At 70.0% G+C, this 19,998-nt stretch carries 18 protein-coding genes and 2 pseudogenes; 12 read left to right on the top strand and 8 right to left on the bottom strand.

The annotated features are described in order from the left end of the window. Positions 1 to 36: 36 nt before the first annotated feature. Positions 37 to 1,392: a threonine ammonia-lyase IlvA gene (ilvA, locus tag M8859_RS24870; protein ID WP_159923679.1), complete on the bottom strand. Its 1,356-nt coding sequence runs from the start codon at positions 1,390 to 1,392 to the stop codon at positions 37 to 39. 75 nt (positions 1,393 to 1,467) lie between these two features. Beyond that, positions 1,468 to 1,902, bottom strand: a complete 435-nt coding sequence (locus M8859_RS24865) for a nitroreductase family deazaflavin-dependent oxidoreductase (protein WP_159923681.1) — start codon at positions 1,900 to 1,902, stop codon at positions 1,468 to 1,470. A gap of 87 nt (positions 1,903 to 1,989) precedes the next feature. Here M8859_RS24865 and M8859_RS24860 point away from each other — a divergent pair, with 87 nt between their 5' ends. Together M8859_RS24860 and M8859_RS24855 are read left to right on the top strand one after the other, a co-directional pair. Beyond that, complete coding sequence (locus M8859_RS24860) at positions 1,990 to 2,223, top strand: hypothetical protein (protein WP_159923683.1); 234 nt, start codon at positions 1,990 to 1,992, stop codon at positions 2,221 to 2,223. A gap of 138 nt (positions 2,224 to 2,361) precedes the next feature. Next, positions 2,362 to 3,573 (top strand): T6SS phospholipase effector Tle1-like catalytic domain-containing protein, encoded by a 1,212-nt coding sequence (locus M8859_RS24855; protein ID WP_249644889.1) that lies wholly within the window; start codon positions 2,362 to 2,364, stop codon positions 3,571 to 3,573. Here M8859_RS24855 and treY read toward each other — a convergent pair. The 3 genes from treY to M8859_RS24840 are packed head-to-tail and all read right to left on the bottom strand — an operon-like array spanning position 3,559 to position 8,731. Next, a complete protein-coding gene (gene treY, locus M8859_RS24850) occupies positions 3,559 to 5,967 on the bottom strand; it encodes a malto-oligosyltrehalose synthase (protein ID WP_223522123.1) in 2,409 nt (802 codons plus the stop codon). The two genes, M8859_RS24855 and treY, sit on opposite strands and share 15 nt — an antisense overlap. A gap of 35 nt (positions 5,968 to 6,002) precedes the next feature. After that, positions 6,003 to 8,123, bottom strand: coding sequence for a glycogen debranching protein GlgX (glgX, locus tag M8859_RS24845; protein WP_249644888.1), 2,121 nt, complete (start codon positions 8,121 to 8,123; stop codon positions 6,003 to 6,005). Positions 8,124 to 8,182: 59 nt separating this feature from the next. Continuing rightward, a complete protein-coding gene (locus M8859_RS24840; RefSeq protein WP_159923690.1) occupies positions 8,183 to 8,731 on the bottom strand; it encodes a cupin domain-containing protein in 549 nt (182 codons plus the stop codon). Positions 8,732 to 8,761: 30 nt separating this feature from the next. Here M8859_RS24840 and M8859_RS24835 point away from each other — a divergent pair, with 30 nt between their 5' ends. Further along, the gene (locus M8859_RS24835; protein WP_159923692.1) at positions 8,762 to 9,217 is read left to right on the top strand and encodes a MarR family winged helix-turn-helix transcriptional regulator; all 456 of its coding nucleotides are present in this window, start codon (positions 8,762 to 8,764) and stop codon (positions 9,215 to 9,217) included. 38 nt (positions 9,218 to 9,255) lie between these two features. On the opposite strand, the gene M8859_RS24830 is transcribed toward M8859_RS24835, so the two are convergent. Beyond that, positions 9,256 to 9,624 (bottom strand): GNAT family N-acetyltransferase, encoded by a 369-nt coding sequence (locus M8859_RS24830; RefSeq protein WP_249644887.1) that lies wholly within the window; start codon positions 9,622 to 9,624, stop codon positions 9,256 to 9,258. Positions 9,625 to 9,758: 134 nt separating this feature from the next. Here M8859_RS24830 and M8859_RS24825 point away from each other — a divergent pair, with 134 nt between their 5' ends. Next, positions 9,759 to 11,039, top strand: coding sequence for an adenosylmethionine--8-amino-7-oxononanoate transaminase (locus M8859_RS24825; RefSeq protein ID WP_249644886.1), 1,281 nt, complete (start codon positions 9,759 to 9,761; stop codon positions 11,037 to 11,039). Between the two features lie 4 nt (positions 11,040 to 11,043). On the opposite strand, the gene M8859_RS24820 is transcribed toward M8859_RS24825, so the two are convergent. Further along, the gene (locus tag M8859_RS24820; RefSeq protein ID WP_159923715.1) at positions 11,044 to 11,415 is read right to left on the bottom strand and encodes a cupin domain-containing protein; all 372 of its coding nucleotides are present in this window, start codon (positions 11,413 to 11,415) and stop codon (positions 11,044 to 11,046) included. 60 nt (positions 11,416 to 11,475) lie between these two features. On the opposite strand from M8859_RS24820, the gene M8859_RS24815 reads away from it, so the two are divergent. Next, positions 11,476 to 11,958: a MarR family winged helix-turn-helix transcriptional regulator gene (locus tag M8859_RS24815; RefSeq protein ID WP_249644885.1), complete on the top strand. Its 483-nt coding sequence runs from the start codon at positions 11,476 to 11,478 to the stop codon at positions 11,956 to 11,958. Here the strand turns inward: M8859_RS24815 and M8859_RS24810 are convergent. Next, entirely contained in the window at positions 11,945 to 12,274 is a 330-nt protein-coding gene (locus M8859_RS24810) for a hypothetical protein (RefSeq protein WP_159923719.1), read from the bottom strand. The genes M8859_RS24815 and M8859_RS24810 overlap by 14 nt on opposite strands. 127 nt (positions 12,275 to 12,401) lie before the next feature. Here M8859_RS24810 and M8859_RS24805 point away from each other — a divergent pair, with 127 nt between their 5' ends. From M8859_RS24805 to M8859_RS24775, 7 genes and pseudogenes are all read left to right on the top strand, one after another. Then, the gene (locus tag M8859_RS24805; protein WP_249644884.1) at positions 12,402 to 13,598 is read left to right on the top strand and encodes an 8-amino-7-oxononanoate synthase; all 1,197 of its coding nucleotides are present in this window, start codon (positions 12,402 to 12,404) and stop codon (positions 13,596 to 13,598) included. Continuing rightward, on the top strand, positions 13,595 to 14,266 hold the full coding sequence (gene bioD, locus M8859_RS24800) for a dethiobiotin synthase (protein ID WP_159923723.1): 672 nt from the start codon (positions 13,595 to 13,597) through the stop codon (positions 14,264 to 14,266). The genes M8859_RS24805 and bioD overlap by 4 nt, the downstream gene beginning before the upstream one ends. 353 nt (positions 14,267 to 14,619) lie before the next feature. Then, a pseudogene (locus M8859_RS24795) lies at positions 14,620 to 15,778 on the top strand (alpha/beta fold hydrolase). 64 nt (positions 15,779 to 15,842) lie between these two features. Continuing rightward, complete coding sequence (locus tag M8859_RS24790) at positions 15,843 to 16,934, top strand: ABC transporter substrate-binding protein (protein ID WP_159923729.1); 1,092 nt, start codon at positions 15,843 to 15,845, stop codon at positions 16,932 to 16,934. Beyond that, on the top strand, positions 16,934 to 17,797 hold the full coding sequence (locus M8859_RS24785; RefSeq protein WP_195139888.1) for an ABC transporter permease: 864 nt from the start codon (positions 16,934 to 16,936) through the stop codon (positions 17,795 to 17,797). Before M8859_RS24790 ends, M8859_RS24785 begins: the two co-directional genes overlap by 1 nt. Continuing rightward, a pseudogene (locus M8859_RS24780) lies at positions 17,773 to 18,524 on the top strand (ABC transporter ATP-binding protein). Before M8859_RS24785 ends, M8859_RS24780 begins: the two are co-directional and overlap by 25 nt. Then, on the top strand, positions 18,521 to 19,870 hold the full coding sequence (locus tag M8859_RS24775) for an LLM class flavin-dependent oxidoreductase (protein ID WP_223517149.1): 1,350 nt from the start codon (positions 18,521 to 18,523) through the stop codon (positions 19,868 to 19,870). The pseudogene M8859_RS24780 and the gene M8859_RS24775 overlap by 4 nt, the downstream one beginning before the upstream one ends. Positions 19,871 to 19,998 lie beyond the last annotated feature (128 nt).

Raw genomic sequence — 19,998 nt, 5'->3', positions numbered from 1 at the left:
ACAGGAGCGCGGGGCCGGTGGTAGCCGTCGTCCGGCTCAGGTCAGGTAGCGGTAGGCAGGCGAATCGGGTTCGAGGCGCTCGCACTGGATCGGCGAATGGCGCATCCGTTCCAGCAACGGCCCCAGCCCGTCCGGCGCGCCGAGTTCGATGCCGACCAGCGCGGCTCCCGTCTCCCGGTTGTTGCGCTTGACGTACTCGAACAGCGTGATGTCGTCGTCGGGACCGAGCACCTCGTTGAGGAAACGGCGCAGCGCGCCGGGTTCCTGCGGGAAGTCCACCAGGAAGTAGTGCTTGAGACCGCGGTGGACGAGCGAGCGCTCGATGATCTCGCCGTAGCGGGACACGTCGTTGTTGCCGCCGGACACCAGGCACACCACGGTGGAGCCCGGCTCCACGGTGATCTCCGCGAGCGCCGTCGTGGTGAGCGCGCCCGCGGGCTCGGCGATGATGCCCTCGTTCTGGTACAGGTCGAGCATGGTGGTGCAGATCGCGCCTTCGTCGACCTGCATCATCTGGAACGCGCCCGCGCCCCTGGGCGACTCGCTGATGGTCAGCAACGGCAGTGAGGCGTGCGAGACCACTCGCCCGCCGAATCCGGACACCGCGGCATACGGCACGGCGCCGACCCGGCGCACCGCGGCGCCGTCCACGAACGGGTCGATCTCCGGCAGCGTGACCGGACCGCTCGCCACGAGGGCCGCGGTCATCGAGGCCGCGCCCGCAGGCTCCACACCCAGGATGGCGGTGCGCGGAGACCGCGCGCGCAGGTAGGTGCCGATACCGGCCAGGCAGCCGCCGCCGCCCACCGGCACGATCACCAGGTCGGGAGTGGCGCCGAGCTGTTCCAGGATCTCCGCGGCGATGGTGCCCTGACCCGCCGCGGTGCGCGCGTCGTCGAACGGCGGCACCATGGTCGCGCCGCTGCGCTGCACGTCGGCGGCGGCCGCCGCGGCGGCGGCGTCGTAGGTCTCGCCGACCGCGATCAATTCCACGAACTCGCCACCGTGCACCCGGATGCGATCACGCTTCTGCTTCGGCGTCGTGGTCGGCACGTAGATACGTCCTTTGATCCCCATCGCCTGACACGCGAACGCGACGCCCTGCGCGTGGTTGCCCGCGCTGGCCGCCACCACGCCGGCGGCGCGTTCGTCCTCGGTCAGCTGCACCACCAGGTTGTAGGCGCCGCGCAGCTTGTAGGAGCGGACCGGGCTGAGATCCTCGCGCTTGAGATAGACCTCCGCCCCGGTCAGCGTGGACAGCCGCTCGCTGCGCTGAAGCGGGGTCGGGTCGATGACGTCGGCAATTCGCTTGGCGGCAGCATCGATCTCGTCCGCGGTGAGCGCAGGGCGAGAAGCGGACAGTGCGTCGAGGACATCAAGCGGATTGGACACCCGAAATATGCTGCCACCTGCCGCGGCGGCGAGCTGCGGCGGGTGGCAGTGACACGCGGGCCACCTGCGTAGGAGCTACCTGGGCGTGAGGACGAAGACGGGGATCTGACGGTCGGTTTTCGTCTGGTACTCCGCGTAGTCCGGCCATACCTGGACCGCTCGCTCCCACCACTGCGCTTTCTCCTCGCCGAAGACCTCGCGCGCGGTGTAGTCCTTGCTGACCGCGCCGTCGCGCAGTTCGACGTGCGGTTCGGCCTTGATGTTGTAGTACCAGACCGGGTGCTTGGGCGCGCCGCCCAGCGAAGCGACCACCGCGTACTCGCCGTCGTGCTCCACCCGCATCAGCGGCGTCTTGCGCAGCTTGCCGGTCTTCGCGCCCTTGGTGGTGAGCAGGATGATGGGCTTGCCCAGTAACGTCGCGCCCTCGGCGCCGCCGGAGTTCTCGTACTTCTCGGCTTGCTCACGGGCCCAGTCCGATGTGCTCGGTTCGTATTCACCTGTCAGTGGCATGTCTGCCGCAACGCCGCGGCGATCCTGCGTGTTCCCGGCGAGAAAAGTTCGCTGGCCCGAACTTCGGAATCCGACTACCCTGAGCAGATGGCGGTCGTTCACTCCTCGGCACGCGGCGCCACGATCGACATCGCAGGCAGCGCGTGGCCGGTATACAAGCTCGATGCACTGGTCATCGGGCTGGGGACCTGCCTCGTCCTGGCTCTGATCACCGGATCGCTGCAGCTGGCGGTGCTCGTCGCGGCCGCGCTCGGTGCGGCGCGCTGGCTGATCGGGCTGGGCTCCGCCCGGCGCGACGAGCCGGGCCCGCGGCGCGCGTAGCGATCGCGACCAGCGCTTCGCCCGTCTTGCCGACTCGCGTATTCCGGCTTGCCATTAACGCTGTCCGGTCTGTTCGGCGATGAATTCGAGTAGTGGAGTACGCGGGTTTCGGTGAGATACCAGCGGGAGGATCAAGGCATGAAACGCCTGGTTGTATGTTGCGACGGCACGTGGAAGGCCGAGTCGAGCAGCACGGTTTCGAACATTGTCAAGATCGCGCAGACCATCCGGTTCGACGCGCCGGGACCGGCGGGACAAACGATCCAGCAGTGGGTCACCTACGTCTCCGGCCCCGGCGCGCGCGGCTTCCTCAGCGATCGCCTGCTGGGCGGAGCTTTCGGACTCGGGCTCGAGGCGAATCTGTCCTCCGCATACTGGCACCTGGCCCTGAACTGGGAAAAGGGCGACGAGATCTACATCTTCGGGTTCAGTCGCGGCGCCTTCACCGCGCGCAGCCTGGCCGGCCTGATCAGTCGCATCGGGATCATGACCCCGGAGGCGATGATCGCGGGCAAGTACCCCGAGGCCTTGCGGATCTACCGGCAGCGGCCGCCCGCACCGACGCCCGAGAATCCGGATCCGTCCGAGCCGCGGCAGTGGCGGGAGTTCCGCCGCGAGAACTGCAGGCGAGCGAAGATCGACTTTCTCGGCGTGTTCGACACCGTCGGCGCGCTGGGCGTGCCAGGGGTCACCTCGCTGCGGCACCGCTTCCACGACGTCAAGCTCTCCCGTCACGTGCACTGTGCCCGGCAAGCGCTGGCCATCGATGAGCGGCGGCGCAACTTCGAACCGTCCCTGTGGGAGGTTCCGGTCGAACCGACCGTGAAGTACCGGCGCGGGTTCGAGCGGGTCAAGCAGGTGTGGTTCCCCGGCGTGCACACCGACATCGGGGGCGGCTACACCGAATGCGGCCTGTCCGATATGACGCTGCAGTGGATGGTCCGCGAGGCAGAGTCGGTGGGGCTGGCCTTCGACCGGGATCGGCTGGCGGAGCTGTCCAAACGCTGCGACACCGCGAAGGGCGGGCACATGCGGCTGCACGATTCCCTGAGCATGGGCTATCGCATCCTGAACGTGGTGCGCACGCTGCGCAATCCGCGCAGCCGCCGCTTCCACTGGGATTCCTGGCGCCGGATATCCACGCCCACCGATCATGGGGTCCGGCTGGCCGCCTGCACGCAGGAGGCGTTCGACTACGATCCCGCGAATCTGCGGCGCTGGCGCGAGGAACTGGGCGGGGTGATTCCGGAGAAGACCTTCGAGCAGGTTCGCGGCGTCTTCTCGAAGGAACTCGTGAAGGCTCCCGCGGTGGCCGCCGCGCCCCCGCTCGAGCTCTCAGCGCACCAGTAGCGCGACGGGCAGCCTGGCGAACATCTTCTCCAGCCTGGCCCGGCCCTGGAAGGTGTGTCCGGTCAGCCGGTCGGTCCAGCTGCCCGAGGGCAGATCGAGGAACGTGTCGCCCCATCCGCTCTCGGCCAGGCTCACGCTGTGGCGGGTGGCCGCGACGATGACCTCCGGCGGCTCGCCCGTGCGACCGCGCGCGTAGGACACCAGTTCGGCCGCGTGGTCGCCGGTGGCGAACAGCGGCCGGTAGGCGCCGCCGACGAAGCAGTCGGGACGTTCGCGGCGCAACCACAGCGCGTAGGCGACGATCCACATCTTCGCCGCGCCGGTGGTGTCCAAAGCCGGTGTTCCGGTGAGCGATTGCAGCATGCCCGCGCGGGCGGCGAAGTCCACCGGCCTGCGGTTGTCCGGGTCGACGAGGGAGTCCTCCCACAGCTCGCAGCCCTGATAGACGTCCGGGATGCCGGGGCCGCACAGCTGCAGCAGCTTCTGCGACAACGCGTCCGACCATGCGTGCGGGGCCAGTTCGTGCACCAGGTCGCCGAGTTCGGAGCCCACCGGTCCGTCGATCACCGCGTCCAGCCACGCGTGCACGGCGGCCTCGAACTCCGCGTCCGGCTCCTCCCAGGAGGTCTTGGTGTTCGCCTCCCGCATCGCCTTCTCGGCGAACGCGTGCAGACGCTCGCGCAGGCCGGGCACCGACGCGGCGGGCCGTCCGTCCGCGGGCCACACCCCGAACATGTTCTGCAGCAGGAACAGTGCCGTCGCCCCGTCCGGCGCGGGGGTGGTCTCCAACCAGGAGTCCACGTTGCGCGCCCAGATCTCCGCGGCTTGGGACAGTACGCCGATGCGGGCGCGGACGTCCTCGCCGCGCTTGGTGTCGTGGGTGGACAGCGTCGTCAGGGTCGCGGGCCACAGTTGCGCGCGCTGGCTGTTGGACAGATGGAACTCGTTGAGCGAATGACCGAAGCGCGCCGGATTGCCGCCGACCTCCTGCAACGAGACCAGCCGCGCGGCCTGGTAGAACATGGTGTCCTCGACCGCTTTCGCGGTCACCGCGCCGCAGACCTGGCTGAAGCGCACCGCCGCGTCCCCGTCGGCGGCCAGCGCCGCGACCAGCACCGCCAGCGGCGCGGTGAGCTCGCTGTTGCGCTTCTCCACCTCGGCGATCACCGCACCCGCCATTCCGGCCAGCGGCGCGTAGTCGGCCCGGTACACCGGCATGAACGCCAGCACCTCGATGGTGGCGTTGGTCAGCGCCATGGTGTCGAAACTCTCGGCGTTCGCGTCCTGCTTGATCGCGGCCACCAGCCGCCGGACTTCCGGCGTCAGGATGCTCTCCGCGACCGCTCGCTTGATCCGGTGCTCGGTCTCGCCGATCCACGCCCGGTCGCTGCCGTGCCCGGCGACCCGCCGCGACAGTTCGGTGAGCGCGTGCTCCCCGCGCGGATCGATCAGCACGCCGCCGAAGTCGGCCAGCGCTTCGTAGCCGGTGGTGCCGTCGATCGGGAGCGTGGCGTCCAGTGGCTCGCGGTTGGCCAGGATCTTCTCCACCAGCAGCAGCCGGTGCGGGCCGATCAACCTGCGCAGCCGGGCGAGATAGCCGGCGGGATCGGACAGACCGTCCGGATGGTCGACCCGCACACCGTCGATCAGGTCGTGCTCGCACCAGGCGGCGAGTTCGCGGTGGGTGACCTCGAAGACCTCGGGATTCTCCTGGCGGATCGCGGCCAGGCTGCTGACCGCGAAGAACCGCCGGTAGGTGCACAGCCCGGCCTTCCAGCTCACCAGCCGGTAGTGCTGCTTGTCGTGGATGCGCAGGGCGTTGTCCCCATCGGTGCCAGGCGCGATCGGGAACCGCAGATCGTGCAGGGCGAGCATGGGTTCGGCGCCCGTGCGGTCCACGGTCAGGGCCGCCGGGTCGTTCTCGCTCTGCAACACCGGCAGCGCCAGCCTGCCGCCCGCGCCGTTGCCCGGGCTCCAGTCGATGTCGAAGTAGTGCGCGAACCGTGATTCCTTGCCGTTCCGCAGGACGTCCCACCACCAGGCGTTCTGCCGCGGATCGGCGACGCCGACATGATTGGGCACCAGGTCCACGATCAGTCCCATGCCGCGGCTGCGCACCTCGTCGGCGAGGGCCTTGAGCCCGGTCGGCCCGCCGAGAGCGGCGGAGACCGTGGTCGGGTCGGTGACGTCGTAGCCGTGCGTCGAGCCGTGCGTCGCGGTCAGGATCGGCGACAGGTACAGGTGTGAAATGCCCAGCTGCTGGAGGTATTCCGCGATGGCGCGCGCTTCGGCGAAGGTGAGCGTGTCCGGTCGCAGCTGTAGCCGGTAGGCGCTGCGAATCGTCGTCTGGCGTGCGGGTTTGCGTCGGAGGGACACGGGGTCGGTCACGTGCATCTCGGTGGAATCGGGTGGGTTCATCGGCATTCGGGTCAGGCGGCCTGGCGGAGGACGAGGAGACAACGAGCTTCGACGGTGACGGTGGCGCCCCCGGGATAGCCGGCGTCGGCCGGACCGGTCGGCGTCGAGCAATCCAATGCCACCGACCATTCCACGCCGTCGCCGGCGCGCGGTAGCACGAAGTCGATAGCCGCGTCGTGGGCGTTGAAACACAACAGGAACGAATCATCGGTGATCCGCTCCCCGCGCGGGCCCGGCTCCGGGATCGCCTCGCCGTTGAGATAGACCGCCAGCGACTTGCCGAATCCGCTGTCCCAGTCCGCTTCGGTCATCTCCTCGCCGGACGGGGTGAGCCAGGCGATGTCGCGGGCGTTGTCCGCCGAACGGGTCGGGCCGCCCGCGAAGAAGCGGCGGCGCCGGAAGACCGGGTGCTCGGTGCGCAACGCGATCACCGCGCGGGTGAATTCGAGCAGGTCGGCATGCTTGTCCCGCAGCGACCAGTCCATCCAGGCCAGCGGCGAGTCCTGGCAGTAGACGTTGTTGTTGCCCTGCTGGGTGCGGCCCATCTCGTCGCCGTGCGCGAGCATCGGCACGCCCTGGCTGAGCAGCAGCGTCGCCATCAGGTTGCGGCTCTGCCGGTCGCGCAGCGCGAGGATCTCCGGATCGTCGGTAGGCCCCTCGACGCCGCAGTTCCACGAGCGGTTCCAGCTCTCGCCGTCGCGGTTGTCCTCGCCGTTGGCCTCGTTGTGTTTCTCGTTGTAGGACACCAGGTCCCGCAAGGTGAATCCGTCGTGCGCGGTGACGAAGTTGATGCTGGCGCTCGGTCTGCGCCCGGTGGCCTCGTACAGGTCCGAGGAGCCGGTGAGCCGGGAGGCGAACTCGCCCAGTGTCGCCGGTTCGCCGCGCCAGTAGTCGCGCACGGTGTCGCGGAATTTGCCGTTCCACTCCGTCCACAGGCCGGGAAAGTTGCCTACCTGGTAGCCGCCCTCGCCGACGTCCCACGGTTCGGCGATGAGCTTGACCTGGCTCACCACCGGGTCCTGCTGCACCAGATCGAAGAACGTCGACAGCCGGTCCACGTCGTGCAGTTCCCGCGCCAGCGTCGCGGCAAGGTCGAAACGGAAGCCGTCGACGTGCATCTCCAGGATCCAGTAGCGCAGCGAGTCCATGATCAGCTGCAAGGTGTGCGGGTGGCGCACGTTGAGGCTGTTGCCGGTTCCCGTGTAGTCCATGTAGAGCGAGGGGTCGTCGTCGACCAAGCGGTAGTAGGCGGCGTTGTCGATGCCGCGGAAGCCGATCGTGGGACCGCGGTGGTTGCCCTCGGCGGTGTGGTTGTAGACCACGTCGAGGATCACCTCGATGCCCTCGGCGTGCAGGGCGCGCACCATCGCCTTGAACTCGGTGACCGCGGATCCGGCGCGGTCGATCGCCGCGTACTCGTTGTGTGGCGCCAAGTAGCCGAAGCTGTTGTAGCCCCAGTAGTTCCGCAGTCCCTGGTCCAGCAGCACCCGGTCGTGCAGGAACTGGTGCACCGGCATCAGCTCGATCGCGGTGACGCCCAATCTCTTCAGATGGTCGATGATCGCCGGGTGCGCGATGCCGGAGTAGGTGCCGCGCAACTCCTGCGGCACCTCGGGATGGGTCATCGTCATGCCCTTGACGTGCGCCTCGTAGATCACGGTCTCGTGGTAGGGCCGCTTCGGCGCGCGATCGTCGCCCCAGTCGAAGTACGGGTTGATCACCACGCCGGTCATGGTGTGGCCGAGCGAGTCCAGTCCGTAGGTGTACAGCGAGGGATGATCGCCGAAGTCGCCGTCGAAAGCTTTGCCGTACGGGTCGAGCAGCAACTTGCTCGGGTCGCAGCGCAATCCCTTCGCGGGGTCGTATGGACCGTGCACCCGGAACCCGTAGCGCTGACCGGGACCGATCGCGGGAAGGTACGCATGCCAGACGTAGCCGTCGACCTCGTCGAGCGCGATGCGGGTCTCGGCGCCGTCGCCGTCGACGAGGCACAATTCGACCGCGTCGGCAACCTCCGAGAACACCGAGAAATTGGTACCCGCGCCGTCGTAGGTGGCCCCCAGGGGATAGGCGGTGCCGGGCCAGACACCCAGGGGTGTCGCGTCGCCGGGCGCTGCGTCGGGCTGAGCCATGGCAACGACAGTAGCGGCAGTCGGGCCTCGCGCTGTGCGGGTGGTTGCGGCGGAGTGGATCAGGGGAGGTCGTGGGCGTTTTCCAGCCAGCGGCGCCGGTAGCCGAAGCGTGTCGCTACGCGCGCGAGACCACCGAGCACCACCCGTTGCGCAAACGGGGGGATGCCCGCCAGATAGCCGTCCTGGTAGTCCCACAGCAGGGCGAGGGCGAGTGGATCGCGAGGCACCCTCGTCGAGGTGGTCTTCCCCGTGCGATCCAGGTGGTGCCAGAGCAGGAACATCTCCCAGTGCCGCAGCGGCGGCCGGATCTCGTGATCGAGCACCGTCCCGGGAACCGTGCTGTGGAACTCGTGCACCGTGCCCGCAGGCGCGGTCACCGTGTCGCCGGGATGCGCGAGGACCTCCGCGCCGTCGATGCGGAAGCGCAACTGTCCCTGCCGGACCGTCCATCGCTCGGCCAGCACCGGATGCCAGTGCGGGCCCGCCTGGCGTTCCGCCCGCGGCAGCACGTGCTCGAGTCGCAGGTAGGGGCCCTGTTCGTCGGTGTTCTGCGCGACGAACGTCACGCGATGCCCATTGCGGAAGGTCAGTGTTCGCGCGTCTCGCATACTTCCAGATATAAAGGTATCCTTCGTAATATGTCAACGGGTGAACCGACGCTGCTGAAGTTGCTCAGCCAGGCCACCGCCGCATACGAGCGCGCGCTGAACGACGAGCTGCGCGCGCGGCTGGACGGGCACCTGCGGCCCGCGCACTACGCGGTGTTCCGCTATCTGGATCCGAACGGGTCGCGGATCACCGCGCTGGCCGAGGCCGCGGGGATGACGCAGCAGTCGATGGGGGAGCTGGTGACGCATCTGGAGCACAGCGGGCTGGTGGTGCGTCAGGTTGATCCGGCCGACCGGCGCGCGCGGGTGGTCATGGTCACCGAGGCGGGCCGGGCCGCGCTGGGCGTGGCGGAGCAGCGCATTCGCGAGATCGAGGGCACGGTGGCGCAGGCGTTGGGTGAGCGTCGCCTCGCGGAGATGCGCGCCGCGCTGGCGCGAGTGGGTGCGGTGCTGGCATCGGAAACGACCGCCGATGGAGACGGGTGATCCACCGCCCGGAGACCGCAGGATGCCCGCCGCGCGGGTCAGTTCGCGGGCGCGAGTGAGCGCCGCCAGGTCTGGCCGACCAGATCGTGCCCCCAGCTGTGATGCGGGCTCTGATCCACGAGCTCGAACCCTGCCCGCTGGTAGACGCGCCGCGCCGCGGTGAGCACGTCGTTGGTCCACAGCACGATCTCGTGATAACCCGCCGCGGTGGCGAAGCGCAGGCACGCGTCGACCAGCGCCGAACCGACGCCGAGGCCGCGGGCGGCGGGCTCGACCAGGAGCAACCGCAGCCGTGCGGTGGTGTCCTCCTCGTGGACGCAGAAGACGCTGCCTACCGGGCGGCCGTCCGCTTCCGCGATCCAGGCGCGCTCGCGCCGCTCGTCGCGGCAACTCGGATAGCCGGCCAAGCGTTGCCGCGCAGTGGGGAAACGGCCGAACTCCCGTCATACCGGGCACCCGGCGGACTCGTGCCGGGCCGGGTGTTAACTTGAACGGTGTTCAAGCCGCCCCGGCGGGCCGGGGCCGTGACGCGAGGATTGCTGTGGCACTGACCCCCGACGAGATCACCGCACTCGACGCCGAGCACGTCTGGCATCCGTACGGCGGCTTCCCGGCCACGACCGAACCCCTGGTGGTGACCGCCGCCGAGGGGACCAGGCTGACCTTGGCCGACGGGCGTTCGCTGGTCGACGGCATGAGTTCCTGGTGGGCCGCCATCCACGGCTACCGGCATCCGAGGCTCGACGCGGCGCTGCTGGCCCAGTCGCGGCGCATGAGTCACGTGATGTTCGGCGGGCTCACCCATGAACCCGCGGCACGGCTGGCCGAGCTGCTGGTCGATTCCACACCCGCGGGGCTGGACAAAGTGTTCCTGTGCGACTCCGGCTCGGTGTCGGTCGAGGTCGCGGTGAAGATGTGCCTGCAATATTGGCGCTCGCTGGGCAAACCGGAGAAGCGCCGACTGCTCACCTGGCGGGGCGGATATCACGGCGACACGTTCACTCCGATGAGTGTGTGCGACCCGGAGGGTGGCATGCACTCGCTGTGGACCGACATCCTGGTGAACCAGGTGTTCGCGCCGGTGCCGCCGAGTGCGTACCTGCCGGAGTACGTCGCGGAACTGGAGCGGGTCATCGCCGCGCACGCGGGCGAACTCGCGGCGGTCATCGTGGAGCCGGTCGTCCAGGGCGCGGGCGGGATGCGCTGGCACCACCCCGGCTACCTCGCCGACTTGCGCAGGCTGTGCGACGAACACGGCATGCTGCTGATCTTCGACGAGATCGCCACCGGGTTCGGCCGCACCGGAGAGCTTTTCGCGGCCGGGCACGCCGGGGTGAGCCCGGATGTGATGTGCGTCGGGAAAGCGCTGACCGGCGGCTACCTCACCCTGGCCGCCGCGCTGTGTACCGCGCGGATCGCCGAGACGATCAGCGCGGCGCACGGCGGGCTCATGCACGGTCCCACGTTCATGGGCAACCCGCTGGCCTGTGCGGTCGCCGTCGCCTCGATCGAGTTGCTGCGTTCGCGCGACTGGCGTGGCGAGGTGGCCGGGATCGAGGCGGGGCTGGCGGCGGGTCTGGCTCCGGTGCGCGGCCTGCCGGGGGTGGTGGAGGTGCGGGTGCTCGGTGCGATCGGCGTGATCGAGCTGGACCGCCCGGTCGACATGCGCGCCGCGACCGACGCCGCGGTGGCGGCCGGGGTGTGGCTGCGTCCGTTCCGGAACCTGGTGTACGCGATGCCGCCGTTCATCAGTTCCCCCGGCGACATCGCGACGATCACCGCCGGAATGCGCGCCGCGGTCGCCGCGCAGTCCGATCGGTGACCGCTCAGGCGATCCACGGCGGGACGATCGTGCCGTCGCCGTCCGGCGTTCCGGCTCGGGCGCCCGCCTGTGCGGTGACGATGGCGGTGTAGCCGACGCCGGTGCGCACCTGCCGCAGGACGTTCGCCGGAAGGATGACCGTATCGCCCTCGGCCGCAGTGACTTCTGTGCCGTCGATCGCGACGTCGATCCGTCCGGCCAGAACGGTCCAGATCTGCTCGGTGTCGATGAAGTGCAGCGGCCCGCTGGTTCCCGCCGGCACCTCGACCCGCCACAACGCGAGTGCGGATCCGCCTTGGGTGGGGGAGGCGAGTGTGGTCATGACGCCGCCCGGGGTTTCGGTGCGGCGGGTATCGGAGTGTCGGATGACGGTCATCAGGCGATTCCTCTAAACTAGACAACGTGGTTGTCCATATAGTCAATGAGGTTGTCCATAATGTCAAGTGACGTGGGTGGCTACGAGTTGCCGCTGCGCATGCTGCTCGGCTTCCGCGCCGTCATCGATGAGGTGCACGCCGAATTGGCCGAGTACGGCCACGCCGAGTTGCGGCCCATGCACGGCTTCGTCTTCCAGGCGGTCGGCCGGGCGGGCGGTCCCTACGGCTGCACGGCCGCCGACCTCGGGCGCGCCCTGGGCGTCTCGAAACAGGCCGCGGGCAAGCAGGTCGAGGCGTTGGAGCGGCTGGGTTACCTGCGGCGCGGGCACGATCCGACCGACGCGCGCCGCAAGGTCTACACGCTGACCGACCGCGCCGAGGAGGTGCTGACCCGATCGGCCCGCGCCTTCGACCGGATCCGCGATCGCTGGGCCGATCTGCTCGGTGTGGACCGGCTGGCGGCGTTGGAGCGCGATCTGCGCTTGCTGGCGCCCGGGGAGGTGTTCCGGCTCGATACGCCGAACTGGTTCAACGGTCCGTGAGCCGATCGCTTCCGCCGCGCGGGTTGTCGGCGATCTCCGGGCGATCGCTGTCCGACAGCATCTCCCACACCCGGAAGATGCAGTGGTAGTCATCCGACCAGCCGCGCACCATCAGTAAGTAGGTGTCGCCGTCGCGGAGGACGACGCGGCGGCCGCGCAGTTTGGGATGCTCCGGGGTGTAGGTGGGCAGTACGCCGGCCAGCTTCGCCAGCGCCTGGGCGCGCGTGCCGACCACTTCCGCGAGGATCCGGGGTGACCAGCGTCTGTGGTCGCCCGAACCCGTGGTTTCCTCGACGACTATTGCCCACCGCGGCATCCGGCCGTGTTCCTCCCCGGTGCAGCTCCGTCACCGCGGGCCGGTGACACCACCAACGATGGCTCAACGGTACCAGCCGGGCCGGTGGACGGGTGCCCTGAACGGTGTTCAAGTATGCTGCCCAGCTGTGACTACCGATCCGCTGAGCTGGTTGGACGAACGCGCGGCCGCGCGGGTGGCCGCGGGACTGCGCCGTGAGCTGCGCCCGCGCACCCCGCAGGCCCCGTCCATCGATCTCGCCTCCAACGACTACCTGGGCCTGGTACGCCACCCCGAGGTGATCGAGGGCGCTGTGGAGGCGGTGCGCCGCTGGGGCGCGGGCTCGACCGGGTCGCGCCTGGTCACCGGGACCACCGCCGAGCACGAGCTGCTGGAGACCGAGCTGGCCGAATTCGTCGGCGCCGAAGCGGGGCTGGTGTTCGCCTCCGGATACGCGGCCAACCTCGGCGCCGTCACCGCGCTCGCCGGGCGCGGCTCGCTCGTGGTCTCCGACGCGGGCAGCCACGCGTCGCTGGTGGACGCCTGCCGGTTGTCGCGCGCCCGGGTGGAGATCGCGCCGCACCGCGACATCGCGGCGGTGGACCGGTTGCTGGCGGAGCGCACCGAGGAGCGTGCGCTGGTGCTCACCGATTCGGTGTTCAGCGCCGACGGCGATCTCGCGCCGCTGGCCGAACTGCATCGCGTGACCAGGGCCAACGCCGCCGTGCTCGTGGTGGACGAGGCGCACGGGCTCGGCGTGCGCGGTGCGGGCGGGCGCGGGCTGGTGCACGAGTCGGGTCTGGCGGGGGCACCGGATCTGGTGATCACCGCGACGTTGTCGAAGTCCCTTGCCGCGCAGGGCGGGGTGGTGCTGGCCAGTGCGCGGGTGCGCGCCCACCTGATCGACGCCGCGCGCACGTTCATCTTCGACACCGGTCTGGCGCCCGCCGCCGTCGGCGCCGCGCGGGCCGCGCTGCGCCTGCTGCGCTCCGAACCCGGACTGGCCGAACGGGTGCTGGCCCGCGCCGCGGACATCGCCCGGATCGCCGGTGTGCCCGCGCCGCCTTCGGCGGTGGTGTCGGTCGTGCTCGGTCCGGCGCAGGTGGCCTTCGACGCGGCCCAGGCGTGCCGGGCGCGCGGGCTCGACGTGGGCTGTTTCCGCCCGCCGACGGTCCCGGAGGGCACCTCGCGCCTGCGATTGACCGCGCGGGCGAACCTCACTCCCATCGAACTCGACTCCATCGCAAAGGTGCTCGGCGAGGTGCTTGCCGAGGCGCGGGGCGCGATGTCGGCCGAGGCGCGGGGCGCGATGTCGGCCGAGGCGCGGGGCACGGTGCCCGCATGACCGTCCTGTTGATCAGCGGCACGTCCACCGACGTCGGCAAGACCGTCGTCACCGCCGCCGTGGCCGCGGTGGCGCTGGCGGGCGGGCACTCGGTGGCGGTGTGCAAGCCGGGCCAAACCGGCGTCGCCGTCGGCGAACCCGGTGACCTCGCGGAAATCCAGCGTCTGTCCGGCGTGACCAGGACGGTCGAACTAGCCCGCTATCCGGACCCGCTGGCGCCCGACACCGCCGCCCGCCGTGCCGGTCTGCCGGAACTCACCCTCGCCGACACCGCCGCCGCGGTGGACGCCATGACCGCCGACCTCGTCCTGGTCGAGGGCGCGGGCGGATTGCTGGTGCGCCTGGGCGATTTCACCTTGCTCGATCTCGCCCAGAAACTCGGCGCACCCGTGCTGCTGGTCACCGCAGCCGCGCTGGGCACGCTCAATCACACCGAACTGACCACCCGCGCATTGCATTCGGCGGGCGTGCGCTGTGCCGGCCTGGTGATCGGCGCGTGGCCCGCCGCGCCGGACCTGGCGGCCGAGTGCAACCGCACCGACCTGCCCCGCGTCACCGGCGTCGACCTCGTGGGCTCGGTGCCCGCGGGCGCGGGCGGCTGGGATCGTGCGCGGTTCACCGCCGCCGCCCCGGGCTGGTTCGATCCCGCTTGGTCGCCTTTCAGCTGACGCGCTGATCCACGGTCGGGCGGGACACGATCCGGCGGGCCGAATAGCCCGAGTCTGTCGGTGCCGCACACGGTGGGTGGCATGGCCGCGATTCCGCGCGGGCGGCGGCACCGACGTCGGCGCGCGGCGCCGCGGCCTGCCGGACGGGATCGCGCCCGAGCAGAACGAACTCCGTCGGCGGATCTGCCTCGGCAAGCTCGCCGCGATGACGAGTCGGTGCGCTGACCAGCGCGGAAGGGGCTGCGGCAGCTCGGAGCGGGCACGTTTCGCCGCGCCGTCACCGGCCGCCGTGGCGCGCGCGACCTGACTCGGCGTGATGGCGACGGTCCGCACCCGTGCCTACAGTGGGATGGATGTCGCCGATGGACGAGAGGCACCCGTCCACCGTCTCCGACTGGGACGACACGCGACGCCGAGCTCGGCTGCGGGACACGAGCCTGGGGTACGAGTGGAAGACGTTGCGCCGCACCAGGGTGACGCTGCTTCGGGTGGCCGCACTGCTGCTGACCGGGCTCGTGGTGTTCGCGCAGTACTGGAAGTACGACGTCGCGCCGGAACAGGCGCGGCTGGCGCGCACCGAGCCGGCCATCCTGCCCGTCGCCCCGCCGGTGGACCCGCGGAACTGGGACACCGTCGTGGTGGACCTGGTCGGGCTCGGCGGGCTCGACGCCACTGACACCGCGGCCGCCCTGCCCGCGCTGCGCGGGATGGGCATGGTGTGGGCGATCCGCTACGACAATCAGGGCATCGACACCAAGGTGATCGCCGACCTGGTCGTGCGTGCCGCCGAACTGTCGGGCCTGCGCAACGTGGTGCTCGTCGGCCACAGCATGGGTGGCGTGATCGCGCTGGAGGTGGCCGAGCACATTCACCGCGACAGCGACCGCAGGCTGGTCGGGGTGATCCTGGACTGCACGCCGGTGGACCTGAACGCGGTCCGTCCGGAGAGCCGCGGCCGCGGCGAGGACATGCTGCGCTGGATGGGCTGGCTGCCCGGCGCCCGGGAAAGCCGCACGCTCCGGCTGGCCGTGGAGACCTATGCCCGCCGGGACCGGTTCCTCGACCGCGGCGACGGGATGCCCGGCATCCGGCTCCATGAGCTGGGCAAGGTGGTCTCGGAGGTGCTGCGGGAGAAGATCGTCTCGCGTGACGCCGCGAGCAACGGCTTGATCGAGTCCCAGTTCACCGCCATCGTGGCCGGTGGAGCGGCGGACAACTTGCGTTCCCTGGCCGAGCCCACGGCCGAGAAGCCGCGGCCCGCCATCGTTTTCATCCGTCCGCGCGACCCGGGACGTGACCGCGTCGTCGATGTCGAGCACTCCCATCAAGTGCTGATCGAGCGGTCCGGCGGACGGCACACTGCTGGTGGTGCTCGCCCGAAACACCGGGCACGCCAACCCGATGCAGCGCCCCCGGGAATACAACACGGTGATCGAGCAGCAGATCCTGCCGTTCATGCAGCGCTATCAGCAACAGGTTCGGTCGACGACGGTGGCCGCGCCGCACCGCTGACCGGGTTCGAACCAGGCTGAGACAAACCGTTCTCCGGCCGCTGTGGCGCTGTTTCAATTCGCCTATGTTCCGACCCAGCACGTTCCGGTCCGGCCTCCGCGGCCGCACGACCGCCGCATTGCTCGCCGTGGCAACCGTTGCGACTCTCGGACTCACCGGCTGCGCGAACGACGACAAGCCGGTCGGTCCCACAGCCGACGGGCCACTGCCGACCGAGGTTCCCCCCGGGACCACCCTCGTGATCGCCGACCAGCAAGAGCGCCTGCAATCGGTCCTGCGCCTGTCCGGTGAACTCGACAAGCTCCCCTTCGAGGTGGAGTTCGCCAACTTCGTCGGCGGCCCCGCCATCCTGGAGGCGTTCCGCGCGGGCGCCGCCGACGTAGCGCAGGTCGGCGACGTCCCGCCGATCCACGCCCTGGTGGCGGGGCAGGACGTTCCGATCGTCGCGTCCTACCAGACCAGCACCACCGCTTTGAAACTGGCGGTGGCGCCGGGCAAGTCGGTAACGCGGCTGGCGGACCTGAAGGGCAAGAAGATCGCCTACGCCGAGGGCACCGCCCAGCAGGCCGCCGTGCTGCGCGCCCTCGACAGAGCCGGACTCACCACCTCCGACGTGCAGCTGGTCCGGCTGCAACTGGCCGAGTTCCTCGATGCCGTGCGCACCGGCCAGGTCGACGTCGCGCCGCTGATCGAACCGAACGTCACCCGGTTGCTGCGCACGCCGGGCACCTCTCTCGTACCGGACTCCGAGACCGCGGGCGTCTACAGCGGCCTCGCCTACCTCTACGCCCGTCGGGCCGTCGTGCAGGACCCGGCCGAGGCGGCCGCCACCCGCGCCCTGGTCGGCGCCTTCGTGCGGGCCTACCAGTGGGCCAACACCCATCCGCAGGAGTGGGCGCGCCGCTACTACGTGGAGAACCAGAAGGTCAGCGCCGAGGACGCCGAACGGATCGTGCAATCGCTTGGCGTCTACGTCTTCCCACACCTGGACCAGCGACTGATCGACCGTCAGCAATCCACCATCGACGCCATCGCCGAGGCGGGTGAGCTGCCCAAGAAGGTGCGGGCGGCCGACGGCTTCGACCTGCGCTTCGACGCCGCGATCACCCAGGCGGTCACCGAGAGCGGCGCGTCGTTCGAACCGAAGGCGCGTTGATGGCCACCCTCGACGCCACCGTGCTGCGCCGCATCGGCCTCGGTCGCCCCGACGCGGAACCGGTCCTGGCGAAACGCAAACCGAGCAGGCCGCGCCTGGGACCGGGCCGCCCGATCCCGTTCGGTATCGCGTTGGGACCGACGTTGCTGATCGCCGCGTGGGTCGCCGGATCCGCCTCCGGCGCACTGGATCCGGAAACCTTGCCCGCACCGTGGACGGTCGCGCAGACCGCCGGTGACCTGCTCGCCGACGGCCGACTGCAGAGCAACCTGCTCACCTCGGTGCAGCGCGCCGCCATCGGGCTCGGGATCGGTGTCGCGATCGGTGTGGTGCTCGCGCTGCTGGCCGGGCTGAGCCGGCTCGGTGAAGCGCTGGTGGACGGCCCTATTCAGATCAAACGCGCCATTCCGACGCTCGCGCTGATCCCGCTGTTCATCGTGTGGTTCGGCATCGGCGAGGAAATGAAGCTGCTGGTGATCACCACCAGCGTGGCTGTCCCGATCTACTTGAATACGCACGCGCATCTGCGCAGCGTCGACGCCAGGTATGTGGAACTCGCCCAGACTGTGGATCTGTCGCGGTGGGGGTTCGTCCGCCGGATCGCGCTGCCGGGATCGCTGCCCGGATTCTTCACCGGTCTGCGGCTCGGGGTCACCATCTCGTGGCTGGCGCTGGTCGTGGTGGAACAGGTCAACGCCACCAGCGGCATCGGATACCTCATGACCCAGGCCCGCACCTACGGCCAGATCGACATCATCGTGGTCGGCCTGGTGATCTACGGCCTGCTGGGCCTGTTCGGCGACATCCTGGTGCGCGCCGTGGAAAGGAAGGCGCTGTCATGGCGACAGACACTCGGGGACTGAACGTCGTCCGCGCCCGGCGGCTGCGCCGTGGCTTCGGCGACCGGGTCGTGCTGCGCGACCTCGACATCGATATCGCCCGCGGCGAGTTCGTCGCGCTGCTGGGCCGCAGTGGTTCGGGCAAGAGCACGCTGCTGCGGGCGCTGGCCGAATTGGATTACGACGTACCCGGATCCGGTGAGCTGAGTGTGCCCACCGAGCGCTCGGTGGTGTTCCAGGACTCCCGGTTGCTGCCCTGGGCGCGCGTGCTGGAGAACGTGACCCTCGGCCTCGGTGGCGCGGACGTGGCCGGTCGCGGTCGCGCGGCGCTGGCGGAGGTCGGCCTCGCGGGCCGCGAGAAAGCATGGCCCAAGGAACTTTCCGGCGGTGAGCAACAGCGCGTCGCCCTGGCGCGTTCGCTGGTGCGCGAGCCGGAGCTGCTGTTGGCGGACGAACCGTTCGGGCGCTGGACGCGCTGACCAGGATCAAGATGCACGCGCTGTTGCAGGACCTGTGCGCCCGGCATCGCCCCGCCGTCCTGCTGGTCACCCACGATGTGGACGAGGCGGTGCTGCTCGCCGACCGCGTGCTGGTGCTCGATGACGGGCACCTCGCGGTGGACCAGCGCATCGACCTGGAACGCCCGCGCCGCCACGGCGATCCCGCCTTCCTGCGGCACCGATCCCTGCTGCTGGCCAGCCTGGGTGTCGACGTCGCGGACACGCATACCGACGAGAAGAAAGCCTCATGACCGCACCGCGCCAACTCAGTCTCAACGCCTTCATCTATCCCTCCGGTCACCACGAGGCCGCCTGGCGGCATCCGTGGAGCAGTCCCGACCGGATCTACGACGTCGCCTACTACCAAGAGATCGGACGCACCGCCGAAGCGGCGAAGCTGGACGCGGTGTTCTTCGCCGACGGTCCAGCGCTGCGCACCAACGTACGGCACAACGCGGCCTCCGGCCTCGAGCCGATCACCCTGCTCACCGCCATCGCCACGGCGACGACGCACCTCGGCCTCATCGCCACCGCGTCGACCACGTACTACGAGCCCTACAACCTCGCCAGGCTGTTCTCCACGCTGGACCACATCTCCGGCGGCCGCGCGGGCTGGAACATCGTCACCACCGGAACCGATCTCGCCGCGGCGAACTTCGGTTTGGACAAGCATCCCGACCACGCCGAACGGTACGCGCGGGCGCGGGAGTTCGTCGACGCCGTGACCGCGCTGTGGGACAGCTGGGAGGACGACGCCATCGTCGGGGACCAGGCCTCCGGCGTGTACGCCGACCCGGAGAAGATCCACCGGGTCGACTTCGAGGGCGAATACCTGCGGGTGCGTGGGCCGTTCAACGCGCCGCGCACGCCGCAGGGCTTCCCGGTGCTGGTGCAGGCGGGCGCGTCGAACGACGGCCGGGCGTTCGCGGGCAAGTACGCCGAGGCGATCTTCACCGCGCATCAGCGCCTCAGCGACGCGCAGGCGTTCTACGCCGACATCAAACAGCGGGCCCGCAGCTTCGGCCGCGACCCCGAGCACGTCAAGATCCTGCCCGGGATCAGCCCGTTCATCGCCGACACCGAGGCGGCGGCCAAGAAATTGGAACAGGAGTTCAACGAGCTCACCGTGCCGGAGTACGGGTTGGCACAGCTCGAGGGCATCGTCGGGATCAGCCTGCGGCACCTGGCGCTGGACGAGCCGATTCCGGCCGATTTGTTCGACGCCGCGGGCGATGTCACCGATAACGGCCAGAGCCGGTTGCAAGTCGTGGCGGGGATCGTGCAGCGGGAACGGCCGACTGTCCGTGGCCTGCTGCACCGCCTCGCCGGTGCGCGCGGTCACCGGGTGTTCGCCGGAACCCCCGAGCAGGTCGCCGACACCATCGAGGAATGGTTCCGCGGCGGCGCCGCCGACGGTTTCAACGTGATGCCGCCGTACTACCCGGGTGGACTGGAGGTCTTCGCCGAAACGGTCGTGCCGATCTTGCAGCAGCGCGGACTGTTCCGCACCGAGTACACCGGCACCACCCTGCGTGACCACTTCGGCCTGCCCCGTCCCGAGAGCCGTTTCGCCCGGCAGCCCGCGCTGACCCGGTGAGCGGCACCGGCGAAACCGACTGTCCCGCCGGGGCGCGGGCGCACCGAGCTGTCCGACGTCCCACCACGCCGGTGCCCGCCATGGACCGGACTCGCGCGGCCGGTCGGGAGCCGGTCGGTGCCGTGCCC

The sequence above is a fragment of the Nocardia sputi genome (assembly GCF_023501985.1).
Note: the sequence above shows the minus strand (reverse complement) of the source record. Positions and strands in the feature narration are given on the sequence as shown.